Annotated in this window: 10 protein-coding genes and 1 pseudogene; 8 read left to right on the top strand and 3 right to left on the bottom strand. The window is 33.7% G+C overall.

What is annotated here, in order from left to right; translation table 11 throughout:
• Positions 1 to 3 precede the first annotated feature (3 nt).
• On the bottom strand, positions 4 to 1,998 hold the full coding sequence (locus ACTPNM_RS05425; protein WP_440120927.1) for a urocanate hydratase: 1,995 nt from the start codon (positions 1,996 to 1,998) through the stop codon (positions 4 to 6).
• Between the two features lie 296 nt (positions 1,999 to 2,294).
• On the opposite strand from ACTPNM_RS05425, the gene ACTPNM_RS05420 reads away from it, so the two are divergent.
• From ACTPNM_RS05420 to ACTPNM_RS05385, 8 genes and pseudogenes are all read left to right on the top strand, one after another.
• Positions 2,295 to 2,618: a hypothetical protein gene (locus ACTPNM_RS05420; RefSeq protein ID WP_440120926.1), complete on the top strand. Its 324-nt coding sequence runs from the start codon at positions 2,295 to 2,297 to the stop codon at positions 2,616 to 2,618.
• A 70-nt stretch (positions 2,619 to 2,688) separates the two neighbouring features.
• Entirely contained in the window at positions 2,689 to 6,114 is a 3,426-nt protein-coding gene (locus tag ACTPNM_RS05415; RefSeq protein ID WP_440120925.1) for a methylmalonyl-CoA mutase family protein, read from the top strand.
• A gap of 168 nt (positions 6,115 to 6,282) precedes the next feature.
• On the top strand, positions 6,283 to 8,334 hold the full coding sequence (locus ACTPNM_RS05410) for an HsdM family class I SAM-dependent methyltransferase (RefSeq protein ID WP_440120924.1): 2,052 nt from the start codon (positions 6,283 to 6,285) through the stop codon (positions 8,332 to 8,334).
• Positions 8,335 to 8,375: 41 nt separating this feature from the next.
• Positions 8,376 to 8,852: pseudogene (locus ACTPNM_RS05405) on the top strand (restriction endonuclease subunit S); the annotation flags it as partial.
• The gene (locus ACTPNM_RS05400) at positions 8,826 to 9,479 is read left to right on the top strand and encodes a restriction endonuclease subunit S (RefSeq protein ID WP_440122822.1); all 654 of its coding nucleotides are present in this window, start codon (positions 8,826 to 8,828) and stop codon (positions 9,477 to 9,479) included. The pseudogene ACTPNM_RS05405 and the gene ACTPNM_RS05400, both read left to right, overlap by 27 nt.
• Positions 9,480 to 9,666: 187 nt before the next feature.
• Positions 9,667 to 10,326, top strand: a complete 660-nt coding sequence (locus ACTPNM_RS05395; protein ID WP_440120923.1) for a hypothetical protein — start codon at positions 9,667 to 9,669, stop codon at positions 10,324 to 10,326.
• Positions 10,327 to 10,455: 129 nt separating this feature from the next.
• Positions 10,456 to 10,938, top strand: a complete 483-nt coding sequence (locus tag ACTPNM_RS05390; RefSeq protein WP_274639268.1) for an RNA polymerase sigma factor — start codon at positions 10,456 to 10,458, stop codon at positions 10,936 to 10,938.
• Positions 10,922 to 11,542: a hypothetical protein gene (locus ACTPNM_RS05385; RefSeq protein ID WP_440120922.1), complete on the top strand. Its 621-nt coding sequence runs from the start codon at positions 10,922 to 10,924 to the stop codon at positions 11,540 to 11,542. Before ACTPNM_RS05390 ends, ACTPNM_RS05385 begins: the two co-directional genes overlap by 17 nt.
• Positions 11,543 to 11,579: 37 nt before the next feature.
• Here the strand turns inward: ACTPNM_RS05385 and ACTPNM_RS05380 are convergent, their stop codons facing one another.
• On the bottom strand, positions 11,580 to 12,299 hold the full coding sequence (locus ACTPNM_RS05380) for a hypothetical protein (protein WP_440120921.1): 720 nt from the start codon (positions 12,297 to 12,299) through the stop codon (positions 11,580 to 11,582).
• 12 nt (positions 12,300 to 12,311) lie between these two features.
• Positions 12,312 to 14,417 (bottom strand): DNA helicase RecQ, encoded by a 2,106-nt coding sequence (gene recQ / locus ACTPNM_RS05375; RefSeq protein WP_440120920.1) that lies wholly within the window; start codon positions 14,415 to 14,417, stop codon positions 12,312 to 12,314.
• Between the last annotated feature and the right edge of the window lie 29 nt (positions 14,418 to 14,446).

Genomic DNA, 14,446 nt, shown 5'->3' with positions numbered 1-14,446 from the left:
GATTTACATGTTGTCTAATAACGCATCGTCTACTAAGTTTGGAAGGGTTACTTTTAGTTTCTTTTCAACCTCCATCGCTCGTTTAATGGCAAAAACAGCTTCTTCATTTCTTGCCCAACTACGTCTTGCTATTCCGTTATTCACATCCCAGAAAAGCATTGATTGTAAGCGTCTTGATGCATCTTTAGAACCATCAAGAAGCATGCCAAATCCACCATTAATTACTTCTCCCCAGCCTACTCCACCTCCATTGTGAATAGAAACCCAAGTAGCTCCTCTAAAACTATCGCCTATTACATTATGAATTGCCATATCTGCTGTAAAACGAGAACCATCATAAATGTTAGAAGTTTCACGATACGGTGAATCCGTTCCAGAAACATCATGGTGGTCACGACCTAACACTACTGGACCTATTTTTCCTTTCTTAATTGCTTTATTAAAGGCTTCAGCTATCTTCATGCGTCCTTCAGCATCTGCATATAAAATACGTGCTTGTGAACCTACTACTAACTTATTTTCCTGTGCCCCTTTTATCCACTGAATATTATCTGCCATTTGCTGTTGGATTTCTTCTGGAGATTTTTTCATGATTTTCTCCAACACCTTACAAGCAATCGCATCTGTTTTCGCTAAATCTTCTGGTTTCCCAGAGGTACACACCCAACGGAAAGGACCAAAACCATAATCGAAACACATAGGTCCCATAATGTCTTGTACATAACTAGGGTACTTGAACTCTCTTCCTAACGTCGGATTCGGATTCATTACATCAGCACCTGCTCTGCTCGCTTCTAACAAAAAGGCATTTCCATAATCGAAGAAATAGGTTCCTTTTTCTGTATGCTTATTGATTGCTTTTGCATGACGACGCAATGTTTCTTGCACTTTTTCTTTAAATAATTCAGGATCATTCGCCATCATCTCATTTGATTCTTCAAACGACATATCTACTGGATAATATCCTCCTGCCCATGGATTGTGTAACGATGTTTGATCTGAACCTAAATCGATATACACATCTTCTTCAGCAAACTTCTCCCAAACATCAACCACATTTCCTAAGTAAGCCAACGAAACAACTTCTTTATTTTCTTTTGCCTTACGAACACGTGTTACTAATTCATCTAAATCGGTAATTTTTTCATCAATCCAACCTTGATCTAATCGAACCTCCGTTATTTTCGGATTCACCTCAGCACATACTGTAATACAACCAGCAATATTTCCTGCTTTCGGTTGCGCACCACTCATTCCTCCTAAACCAGCAGTAACAAATAAGTTTCCTTCTGGTGATTTTCCTATCTTTCTAAATCCGTTTAACACAGTAATCGTAGTTCCATGTACAATTCCTTGCGGACCGATGTACATATAACTTCCCGCTGTCATTTGACCATATTGAGTAACTCCTAAGGCATTGAATTTCTCCCAATCATCTGGCTTTGAATAATTAGGTATCATCATTCCGTTCGTCACCACTACTCTTGGCGCATCTTTATGGGATGGGAATAGTCCCATTGGATGCCCTGAATACATTACCAATGTTTGCTTATTTGTCATCTCCGACAAATACTTCATGGTCAACAAGTACTGCGCCCAGTTAGAAAATACTGCTCCGTTACCACCGTATGTAATTAATTCGTGAGGATGCTGTGCTACTGCATAGTCCAAATTGTTTTGAATCATTACCATAATAGCCTTTGCTTGCTCTGATTTCCCTGGATATTCATCAATAGGACGCGCGTACATTTTATAATCAGGACGGAAGCGATACATATAAATTCGACCGTACTTTTCTAATTCTTCTGCAAATTCAGGTAATAGTTCTTCGTGGTGTTTTTTATCAAAATATCGCAATGCATTACGTAGAGCTAACTTCTTTTCTTCATCAGTTAAAATTTCTTTACGTTTTGGTGCGTGGTTTATCGTAGTATCATACTCCTTTTTTGGAGGTAATGCAGTTGGTATTCCTTGTTTTATTTGTTCTTTAAAAGTCATTTTATACGTTTTTAAGTCTTCAAATAAGATTGAAAACTTGTTAATAATTAAGTTTTTGGTAAGCGTAAAAATGAAAAACTATGGATAACGGATATCTGCTCTGTGGTACTGAGCTTCAATCCTCTTCTTATATTTTAAAGTTAAAAAATCCATCTTCTTTGAAGTTTGCACAAATATAAGTGTATACTGTTAAAAACAGTACTTTAAAAAAGTATAAATTTCACACTTGCTTTATTTCTTCTTACATTCCTAACAATAAATTGTACCTTTGGTAAGTTTATTGCACAAACAGGTTTATGATATTTATTTCAAAACATATAATTCCAAAAGGTTTTTCTGGAATGACATTATACCCTTTTATATTCTTAAAAAGAGAAGATTTAAAAGCTGATCCTGTTTTAATAAATCATGAAAAAATACACTTAAAACAGCAATTAGAGTTACTAATTGTCTTCTTCTATCTTTTCTATTTTTTAGAATGGCTTATCAAGCTATTCATTTATCGAAAAACATCATTAGCTTATAAAAACCTAAGTTTTGAGCGAGAAGCCTATCAAAATGAACATAATTTAGAATATATCGCTACTCGAAAGAGATGGGCATTCCTTTCTTATTTATAATTGTTAAAACATCCTGCTATTTTTTAAGATTTCCGTAAATTGCGTACCCGAAAATTAAGACAATTTACGAATGGAACAAATAACTCCCTATAAACCTAAACACAAAGTACGAATTGTAACTGCGGCTTCTTTATTTGACGGGCACGATGCTGCCATTAATATTATGCGCCGAATTATTCAATCTACTGGGGTTGAAGTAATTCACTTAGGACATGATCGAAGCGTTGAAGAAGTAGTAAACTGTGCTATTCAAGAAGACGCAAATGCCATTGCTATGACTTCGTACCAAGGTGGACACAACGAGTACTTTAAGTACATGTACGATTTATTGCAAGAAAAAGGAGCTGGACATATTAAAATATTTGGTGGTGGTGGCGGAGTAATTCTACCTGAGGAAATCAAAGAGTTGATGGACTACGGAATTACTCGTATTTACTCTCCTGATGATGGTCGTGAATTGGGATTACAAGGAATGATTAACGATTTAGTACAACAATCAGACTTTGCCATTGGAGATACATTAAATGGAGAAATCGATAAATTAGCCGATAAAGAAGTGGGGAGTATTGCTCGTGTAATTTCTGCTGCGGAAAACTTCCCTGAAGTTGCCAAAGAGGCTTTGGATACTATTCACGAAAAAAATAAAAATGCTACAACCCCAGTTCTAGGAATTACAGGTACAGGTGGTGCAGGTAAATCAAGTTTAGTAGACGAATTAGTTCGTCGTTTCTTAATTGATTTCCCAGAAAAAACTATCGGATTAATCTCTGTAGATCCATCAAAAAGGAAAACGGGTGGTGCTTTATTAGGTGATCGAATTCGTATGAATGCTATTAATAATGAGCGTGTATATATGCGTTCGTTAGCTACACGCCAATCTAACTTAGCATTATCAAAATATGTAAATGAAGCAGTAGAAGTATTAAAAGCTGCAGAATTTGACTTAATCATTTTAGAAACTTCAGGTATTGGACAATCAGATACAGAGATTATTGAACATTCTGATACCTCTTTGTATGTAATGACTCCTGAATTTGGTGCTGCAACTCAGTTAGAAAAAATCGATATGCTTGATTTTGCTGATTTGGTAGCCATTAACAAATTTGATAAAAGAGGTGCTTTAGATGCCTTACGCGATGTAAAAAAGCAATACATGCGTAACAACAATTTATGGGATGTTCACATGGATGACATGCCTGTTTTTGGAACGATTGCATCACAATTCAACGATCCAGGAATGAATTCGTTGTATAAAGCGATTATGGATAAATTGGTTGAAAAAACGGGAGCTGATTTACAGTCTACTTTTGAAATTACAAAAGAAATGTCTGAAAAGATATTTGTAATTCCACCTAGTAGAACACGTTATTTATCTGAAATTTCAGAAAACAACCGCGCCTATGATAAAACGGTTAATGAGCAAGAAAAAGTAGCTCAGAAATTATATGGGATTTTCAAAACTATTGAAAGCGTTTCTGAATCTGAAATAATACTAGATAAATCAGGAATTGAAGAAACTTCTATTAACAAGACAGAAGAAAACAAAGATTTTCTTAAGCTTTTAATTGCCGAATTTGATCGTGTTAAAATGGATTTAGACCCTTACAACTGGGAAATCATTTTAAACTGGCAAGAGAAAGTAAAAAAATACAAAGATCCTATTTACTCGTTCAAAGTACGTGATAAGGAAATTAAAATAGAAACACATACAGAATCACTTTCACACACGCAAATTCCGAAAGTTGCTTTACCAAAATACCAAGCTTGGGGTGATTTATTACGTTGGAATTTGCAAGAGAATGTTCCTGGAGAATTTCCTTATGCTTCAGGATTGTATCCATTTAAACGTACCGGAGAAGATCCAACACGTATGTTTGCGGGTGAAGGTGGACCTGAACGTACCAACCGTCGTTTCCACTATGTAAGTTTAGGGATGCCTGCAAAGCGTTTATCTACTGCTTTTGATTCGGTTACTTTATATGGTAATGATCCAGGACACAGACCTGATATTTATGGTAAAATTGGTAACGCAGGTGTATCTATTTGTTGTTTAGATGATGCTAAAAAATTATATTCTGGTTTCGACTTAAGTCATGCAATGACTTCGGTTTCTATGACTATCAACGGTCCTGCTCCAATGTTATTAGGATTCTTTATGAATGCTGCAATTGATCAAAATTGTGAAAAGTACATCAAAGAACACAAGTTAGAGAAAAAGGTAGAAGCAAAACTTAAAGAATTATACGACGACAAAGGAATTGACAGACCAAAATACAACGGTGATTTACCAGAAGGGAATGACGGATTAGGTTTGTTATTACTAGGTGTTACTGGTGATCAAATTTTACCTGCGGATGTATATGCTGAAATTAAAGCAAATACTTTAGCACAAGTACGTGGTACGGTTCAAGCAGATATTTTAAAAGAAGACCAAGCACAAAATACGTGTATTTTCTCTACAGAATTCGCCTTACGTTTAATGGGTGATGTACAAGAATACTTTATTGAGAAAAATGTTCGTAATTTCTATTCAGTATCTATTTCAGGGTATCATATTGCTGAAGCTGGTGCAAATCCAATTACACAGTTGGCCTTAACCTTAGCAAACGGGTTTACCTATGTAGAGTATTATTTATCTCGTGGAATGGATATTAATAAGTTTGGACCAAACTTATCGTTCTTCTTCTCAAATGGTATCGATCCTGAATATGCGGTAATTGGTCGTGTAGCTCGTAAAATTTGGGCAAAAGCCTTAAAACATAAATACGGAGCAAACCCAAGAGCACAAATGTTAAAGTATCATATTCAAACTTCTGGACGTTCATTACACGCACAAGAAATTGATTTTAATGATATCCGTACAACTTTACAGGCGTTATATGCGATTTACGACAACTGTAACTCGTTACACACAAATGCCTATGACGAAGCGATTACAACACCAACAGAAGAGTCTGTACGTCGTGCGATGGCAATTCAGCTAATTATTAATAAAGAATTAGGATTGGCTAAAAACGAGAATCCTATCCAAGGTTCATTTATTATTGAAGAGTTAACCGATTTAGTTGAGGAAGCGGTATTAACTGAATTCGATAGAATTACAGAACGTGGTGGTGTATTAGGAGCGATGGAAACCATGTATCAACGCTCCAAAATTCAAGAAGAGAGTTTATATTATGAAACCTTAAAACACACAGGTGAGTTTCCTATTATTGGAGTAAACACCTTCTTAAGTTCTAAAGGATCTCCAACAGTAACTCCACAAGAGGTTATTCGTGCTACGGAGGAGGAAAAACAATTCCAAATCAAAACGAAAGAAAACTTAAACAAAGCACATGAAGATAAAATAGAACAACTTTTATCTGAAATGCAATCGGCTGCTATTAACAATCAAAACCTTTTTGAAAAATTAATGGATGCTACTAAAGTTTGTTCGTTAGGTCAAATTACCTCTGCTTTATTTGAAGTTGGTGGTCAATACAGACGAAACATGTAGCAAACAATGTTTGCAGATAAATATTCAAAGCCTCACAGAGATTTCTGTGAGGCTTTTTTACATAAAAAACTCTTGAACACCCTATCACTTATATAAAAATAAAACAACGAAATATTATATATTTGAAAACTTATAATTCGGTATAAAGCTATTTCAGAACCAAACAATATGACAAGAAAAAAATCAACACAATCTATAGAACCAAATATTGCAGATTTAGGAAACGGATGGCTTAAGTCATATAAACTACCTTATAAGCTAGAGCAAGAAGATATAAATCCTGAAATAGACAAAGCACTTAACGATTATTTTTCTAAAAATGGAGGAAGTGGAGGAAATAGACCAGACGCAAAAATCATACTTCAAGACAAAAACTTAAACTATTACCCTGTTCTTATTGAGTATAAAGGCTATAAAGACAAGCTTGTAAAACTCGACGCCAACGGACAAATTGAAAATAGAAATAAAAAAAATGAACCATACTTTAAAAATATAAACGCCTTTGCGGTAAACGGCGCAGTGCACTATGCAAATGCAATATTACACCATACCAGTTTTACCGATATTATAGCCATAGGAATGACAGGCTACAAAGACGATTCTAACAAAGTTCAACATCAAATAGGTGTATACTATGTTTCCAAAAGTAACTTAGGTGCAGGGCAAAAAGTTGCCGAATACTCCGATTTTTCTTTTTTAGCACCTCAAAACTTTGATGCTTTTATTGCTAAAGTCAAAACACTACAACTATCACAAGAAGAAATTGACCTATTAAAGCAGCAAAAAGAAAAAGAAATTGATGTAAGTTTACGAAAGCTAAACCACGATATTTATGAAAATGAAAAAGGCTTAGGTGAAAACGACCGAGTATACCTTGTAGCTGCCTCAATTATTGCAACCTTAGGAATACCAGGAAAAGTAACACCACTCGAAAAAGCTGATTTAAAATCCTCTACAGAAAAAGGTAATACCGATGGTGATATTATTGTTCGAAAAATAAAAGCCTTTTTAAACGAAAAAGAAATTCCTACAGAAAAGAAAAACCTAATTGTAAGGACGCTAGAAAACACACTAACCACCCAAAACATTAATAAGGTAGAAAACGGGCAAAGCCAACTTAAAAGAGTATTTATTAAAATTGTAGACGACCTTGGTATCTATTACAAGATAGGCTTAACTACCGATTTTACAGGCAAGCTATTTAACGAAATGTACGGTTGGCTTGGTTTTTCTCAAGACAAACTAAACGATGTAGTACTTACCCCATCGTACGTAGCCAATCTTATGGTAAAATTAGCACGCGTAAATAAAGACTCGTACGTATGGGATTTTGCAACTGGTTCGGCAGGGTTACTAGTTGCTGCCATGAACGAAATGCTAAACGATGCCAAAAACACCATTACCTCTCCAGAAGAACTGACCCAAAAAGAAATTAACATAAAAGCACAACAACTCTTAGGGTTAGAGCTCCTTTCAAGTGTATACATGTTAGCCGTTTTAAACATGATTTTAATGGGTGATGGTAGCTCAAATATTTTAAATCTAGACTCTTTAAAAGATTTTAACGGTAATTATGCCTATGGAGACACCAATAACAAGTTCCCTGCAGATGCCTTTATTTTAAACCCTCCCTACTCAGCAAACGGTAACGGTATGAACTTTGTTGAAAAAGCTTTAGGGATGATGCACAAAGGCTACGCAGCAATTATCATTCAAAACTCTGCTGGCTCTGGTAAAGCCATAGATTACAACAAAAAAATATTACAAAAAAACACTTTATTAGCAAGTATAAAAATGCCCGTAGATATTTTTATTGGTAAGTCTAGCGTACAAACCAACATCTACGTATTTAAAGTAAACGAAAAACACCATAAAGATGAAATGGTAAAGTTTATCGATTTTTCTAACGATGGCTACACCCGAAGTAACCGCAGAAAGTCAAGTAATAACCTAAGAAATACCGACCGTGCAAACGAACGTTACGAAGAGTTGGTAAACCTAGTGCGCTTTGGCAAAAGCAAACTCAATATTTTTACGGAGAAAGAATACCACGAAGGTACCATTGACCCTAATAATGGTGCAGATTGGAATCAATCCGCCCCTATAAATACCAAGCCTACCCTACAAGATTTTAAAAAAACCGTAAGCGATTATTTGGCTTGGGAAGTTTCTACCATATTAAAACAAACCCCAAAAAAAGATAATAGCCTGGGAAAGTAGCAACCTCACTCAATCAAAAATTACAACAAGTTGAGTGGGGCGAGTTTAGAATTGAAGATATATTAGAGTGGCAAACCCAAAAAGAAATTGACCCTTTAAAACTTGATGATCTGAAAGACAATTCTCAAAAAAATTACCCTTTTTATGGTCAAGCAACCACAAATAATGGAATAATTTCTTACAATCAATTAAAAAAAGAAGTTTTAAATAATAAAAAAGGAAAACCAACTATTTTAATCCACTCAAATAACCAAAACATTGTTTACTTAGAAACACCTTTTTACTTAAAAGATGGACACGGTGCTACAAGTGTATTGCAAAGTGATAAGCTGAATAAATCAAATCAAATATTTATTATTTCAGCAATTGAAAAAGTAATAAAAAGCAAATATTCATACAATAACAAAGCGACAAAAATTGAATTAAAAAATACCTTTATAAGTCTTCCTATTAAAAATGGTAAGGTAGATTACAATTTTATGGATAGTTTTATTGCTAAATTAAAATCTGAATATATAGCTAAACTAGAAACTTATTTATCAATTACAGGGTTAGAAAATTACATCTTAACAAAAAAAGAAAAAAATATTTTAACAAATTTTGAACAAGGAGAAATTATATGGGATGAGTATAAACTAGGTGATTTATTTGATATAAACCCAACAAAATATTATCGATTAAAAAATAAAGAAATCTTATCACAAAATGGAGTCGTTCCGCTAATTTCAAATACATCAACAAATAATGGAGTAATGGGATTCTCTAATCTAAAACCCCAAAACAAAGGAAATTCCATTACCTGTTCTGATACTACGTTAGGTGCAGAAACAATGTTTTATCAAAATAAAGATTTCATAGGCTACTCTCACATCCAACATTTAGTACCAAAATTTAAGCCTTTTAATAAAGAAGTTGCAAGTGTTATAATTTCTGCTTCTAGAATTTCAACTTTAAAACAATATGATTATGGTACTAAATTTAATCGCATAGCAATGAATAAAACAAAAATACAGCTTCCATCCAAAAACGGTCAACCAGATTACCAAACAATGGAAACCCTAATCTCGGCTATTCAAAAATTAGTAATAAAAGACGTAGTTATGTACACTAATAAAAAAAGTGAAAGCGCCTCATTAACATTCTAAAGGAATAACCCAAAAACAATAAACTATACAAAAACCACGTTAAGAAACACAACATAAACTATAAGGAGCATACCACAAGCCATAAGGAAAAGAAAAAGAAGTATAAGGAACGCTCAAACACTTATAAGGAATAGGCAAACATCCGTAAGGAAGTCGCGATAAATTAATAATTAAAAAATTTGCAAAAATGGCAACAAAAAGAACATTCTCTGAGGCAGAAACCTTAGAACAGTACAGAGTAGCACTCGAAAACGTAACAACACAAACAGAAATAACCACTATAATGGCAGAATTTGGTTACGACGAAACAACCCTAACAGAAGGAAAAAACCTACTCACAAAAACAAGAGAAGCCTTCGATTTTAACAAAAAAGAAGACGACGAAACTTCAGAAGCCTACAACGACTTTGCTACCCAAAAAGAAAACCTTGCAAAAACGTACAGTCTTCACAGAAAAAAAGCAAAAGTAATTTTTAGAAAAGACCCAACCACGCTAAGTAAACTAGTCTTAACAGGTAGCTTACCAACCGCTTATATTAAATGGTTAGAAGTAGTTAAAAAGTTTTACACAGTCGTAACCAACGACACAGACATTCAAACAAAACTCTCACGATTAAAGATAACTATAGAAGAAATAAATAACACAGCTCAACAAATAACCAATTTAGAACTAGCAAGGGCAACCTATTTACAAGAAAAAGGAGAAAGTCAAGACGCAACAAAAGCAAAAGACAAAGCCTTTAGCGAAATAGACGATTGGATGAGCGAATTTTATGCAGTAGCTAAAATAGCACTGGAAGACAACCCACAACTTTTAGAGTCAATAGGTAAGTTTGTAAGAAGTTAAACTTTCAAACTAACACATTACTAAAATTATAAAAGCCCCACTTAAATATTTAAGTGGGGCTTTTTCAAAAAAATTAAACTTTCTTGTAATAATTTTACTTTTCAGAATACATATCAAGAAAACCAAATTTTGAGTAACGATTTTTATATAACATCCATTTTACCACATGCTGGTATTATTATTAAAATATGTAGAGCTTATACGGACTCTCAAGAAGATTTTGAAGACTTTTATCAAGAAGCCTGTTTACAAATATGGAAGAGTAGAGATGCTTTCCAGCACAAGTCAAAATGGTCCACTTGGATATACAGGATTACGCTAAATGTTTGTTTAACCTTAGCGAAGAGAAATGCTAAAAAAGAATATTCTTTAGAGAAAACTCCTAATTTATCAGAAGATAATAAAGCTTTTCAAAACGAAGATTTAAACTTGTTATACGATGCTATTAAAAAATTATCTGAAGTCGACAGAGCGATAATTTTACTGCATTTAGAAGAAAATCCTTACAAAGAAATCGCTGCAATTATTGGAACTAGCGCTAACAATATTGCAGTACGTATTAACAGAATTAAAAAACAATTAAAAATATTATTAGATGGAAAAATCAATTGAAAAAAGATGGAATGAAGCTTTTGTTGATGAACAATCATTAATAGCACCAAAAATTAACGACATATACAACCAGAAGTCTAAATCGGTCATTAACAAGATTAGAAGAACCTACGAGTTTGACAATAAAGGGTTACTACCTATGGCAGGAATTGTAGTTATTGGGGGTATCCTTTTATCTGAAACTATTATTGGTGCATACGGTGCTTTTTTAATCTTAAGCTTGTACTTTTTTAATACAAGATTATTGAAAAGGTTTAAGACTATTGATGTTAAATCTGACAACCTAACGTATTTAAAAAATTACAGGAGTGTAATTAACTCGGTATCTAAAGCCACAAAAAAGTTATTTATTTTTGCAATTCCTCTAGCCATTGTATCAATTTTCGCATTGGCCTATGGGGTAAAAGAGCAAAGCTTTTTATCTAATTATATTTCTAGTGAAACTTCCTTCTTAGGCATCTTAGGAGTTGGACTTATGGTGGCTATAGCTACTGCAATGATTGGTTATTTTGTATATACCATTTCAACCAAAGTTTTATATCACAGCCTTATTTCAAAGCTCGATGATATTATTAAAGAATTGGAAGAATTAAAAAATTCTTAATCAATTATAAACCAGAGTTGTTATTAACAATTCTGGTTTATTTTTTTGTTCTTGTTCGCTTACGAAGTTTAAAAATTCTATCATCGTAATAGGCTTTCAATTCGGCTACAAATGACATTGGATTTTCATAGGTTGTTAAAACTTTATATGTATAACTCTCTAATAAATCATTCAATACTTTTTCTAATCGCTCAACTTCTTTTACTAAATATGAAGTACTATTGGTTGTTTTTTGAATTAGCGAAATATCTTTATCAAAACATATAGTCGTATTACCTCCAAAAATATGCGCATGAAAAGCTTCTAGCTCTTCTAAACTTCCGTTCTGGTATATTTCAATAAGTTTTGTAGTAGTTTCAGTTGCTTTCTCTTGTTCGTTTTCTTGCATCGAAAATTTATCAGGGTGTACATACAACATCGCTTCTTTATACAACCTTTTCTTCTCTTTTTGATGCTCTCTTTCTTGTGTTACTCGTTCTTTTGAAACAGGAACGACTTGAGTAACTTCCTTATAATTTTTACCTTTTCTTTTTTGTGCTAACCTTTTCTCTTTTTTAGCTTTCTTTTGTTGCTTGAACAAAATAACTAACTCTCGTTCTTCTATTAATAAATCAGAAATCTCGTTACGTAATGATTGTTCAAAAGGAAACAGCTTAGTTTCAATGGTCGTAATTTCAGTTTCAAGGTTTTTAATTCTCTCTTGCAGTCTTAAAACTTCATCTGACTTAGATTCTGTAGGAAAGTTTTCTTTACTCATGTATAATAAAACTTATCGCTTCCTTTGTAAAATAGTTAATCCTACTCGTATTTTTTCATACGGAACTTTTTCTCCTAAAAACTCAAAATAGGGTTTTAAAGCGGTTTCATTTTTCAAAACTTTTTTTGCGTTTGCTACTAACGCTAAGGTATCCGCTTCTATAAATTCGTCTAAACTCACATCTTTTCCTTCTAAATATAGCTTGGATAAATGAGAAAAAATGGTGGTAGGTTTTAATCCGCGGTTTTCGGCTATTTCATCAACCGTAAACCCTTCTTTATACAACTTAAACGTTTCTAAAGTAGTGTCTTTTTTAGTTCGTTTCTTTTCGCTTAAAAAAGTTTTAATCTCTTCCATAAACTCAGCTCCATAAACTTCTAGTTTTCGTTGCCCTACTCCACTAATGGCTAAAAACTCTTCGTCAGATTGTGGTCTTTCATTTTCTATTTCTCTCAGCGTAGCATCATTAAAAACTAAATATGCTGCTATATCTTCTTCTTGAGCAATGCGATAACGTAGTTTTCGCAAACGTTCAAATAACGTATCCTTAACCGCTTTTTTCTTTTTCTCTTTTACTACCGTTTTTACTTCTTTTGTAAACTCTACAGGAGTTGTTAATTGTACTTTTTCACCTTCAAAAAGCACTTTATTTGAAAACTCAGTTAGTTGCAAACTATTATTTAAATGAAAAGCAATTTGACAATACCCTTGGTTGGTTAACTGAATTAAATAATGCTGCCAATCTCTCCAAGAAATATCGCTACCTACTCCATAGGTTTTTAACTTATCGTAATTCTTATCTAAGACGGTGGCATTTTTAGCTCCTCTTAATACATCAATCACGGTTCCCATAGCTTCTTTTCCTTGTAATCGATAAATAGCTGAGAGTCCTTTTTGCGCAATAACAGTACCATCAAAAAACTGTGGCGGGTTTTTACATACATCGCAATTTCCACAGTTTTCTTCTATCAGTTCACCAAAGTAACTCAGCAATATTTTTCTTCGGCAAACCGTGGCTTCAGCGAATTGCTTCATCCTTTCTAATTTTGCCTCTTGCACTTCTTTATTTCCTGTTTTTTCAATAAACTGGCGTAACTGAATAACATCTGCATAACTATGAAATAATAAAGCTTTTGCTGGTAAACCATCACGACCTGAACGTCCAATTTCTTGATAATAGCCTTCTATATTTTTAGGCATATTATAATGAATTACCCAACGAACATTTGATTTGTCAATACCCATTCCAAAAGCAATGGTTGCACAAATAACCTCACAATCATCTTTTATAAAAGCTTCTTGCGTCTTGGCTCTTTCTTCAAAAGACAATCCTGCATGATACGCTTTTGCATCGATGTTATTTTGTTGTAATTTACTAGCTAGTTGCTCTGTAGCCTTTCTACTCAAACAATAAATAATTCCTGCTTCATTAGGTCTTCTCTGAATAAATTTGATGATCTGTTGTACTCTATCATTCGCAGGACGCACTTCTAAGGCTATATTCTCTCTATTAAAAGAACTAATAAACTGTGTAGCATATGGTACAGCTAACTGTTCTAAAATATCTTGTTGCGTAGCTTTATCAGCCGTTGCTGTTAAGGCTACAATTGGAGTTTCTGGTAACGACTTTTTAAGAAATGCTAATTGTTTGTATGAAGGACGAAAATCGTGTCCCCAAGCAGAAATACAGTGTGCCTCATCAACCGCTATGCAACTTATATACGATTGGTTTAGTACGTTTTGGAGTAATGATAAACTTTCTGGTGCTACATATAATAGTTTTATGCTTTTTGAAGCTATCGCATCGAATACTTGTTGCTGCTCTTGGGTAGATTGACTACTGTTAAAAAAAGTTGCGGGAATTCCGTTTGCTCTCAAGCTATCTACTTGATCTTTCATCAAAGCAATTAATGGAGAAATAACTAAAGTAACACCTTCAAAAAATAATGCTGGTAATTGGTAACAAATAGACTTTCCTCCTCCTGTTGGCATAATAACCAACGTATCTTTTTTTGCTAATATATTTTCGATAATAGCTTGTTGCTCTAAGCGAAAACTATCGTATCCAAAATTTACCTTTAATTTTTCTAACAATTCTTGTTCTGTAATCTGCATCATTTGGCAAAAATAGGAATAAAAAAAGCGCA

This window comes from Tenacibaculum sp. Ill, assembly GCF_051938915.1.
In the GTDB taxonomy this organism is placed as follows: Bacteria; Bacteroidota; Bacteroidia; order Flavobacteriales; family Flavobacteriaceae; genus Polaribacter; species Polaribacter larymnensis.
This window is presented reverse-complemented; position numbering and strand designations above follow the sequence as displayed.

Coding starts and splice junctions, on each gene's coding strand:
- ACTPNM_RS05425 (WP_440120927.1), bottom strand. CDS start 1,998: ATGACTTTTAAAGAACAAATAAAACAAGGAATACCAACTGCATTACCT.
- ACTPNM_RS05420 (WP_440120926.1), top strand. CDS start 2,295: ATGATATTTATTTCAAAACATATAATTCCAAAAGGTTTTTCTGGAATG.
- ACTPNM_RS05415 (WP_440120925.1), top strand. CDS start 2,689: ATGGAACAAATAACTCCCTATAAACCTAAACACAAAGTACGAATTGTA.
- ACTPNM_RS05410 (WP_440120924.1), top strand. CDS start 6,283: ATGACAAGAAAAAAATCAACACAATCTATAGAACCAAATATTGCAGAT.
- ACTPNM_RS05395 (WP_440120923.1), top strand. CDS start 9,667: ATGGCAACAAAAAGAACATTCTCTGAGGCAGAAACCTTAGAACAGTAC.
- ACTPNM_RS05385 (WP_440120922.1), top strand. CDS start 10,922: ATGGAAAAATCAATTGAAAAAAGATGGAATGAAGCTTTTGTTGATGAA.
- ACTPNM_RS05380 (WP_440120921.1), bottom strand. CDS start 12,299: ATGAGTAAAGAAAACTTTCCTACAGAATCTAAGTCAGATGAAGTTTTA.
- recQ (WP_440120920.1), bottom strand. CDS start 14,417: ATGATGCAGATTACAGAACAAGAATTGTTAGAAAAATTAAAGGTAAAT.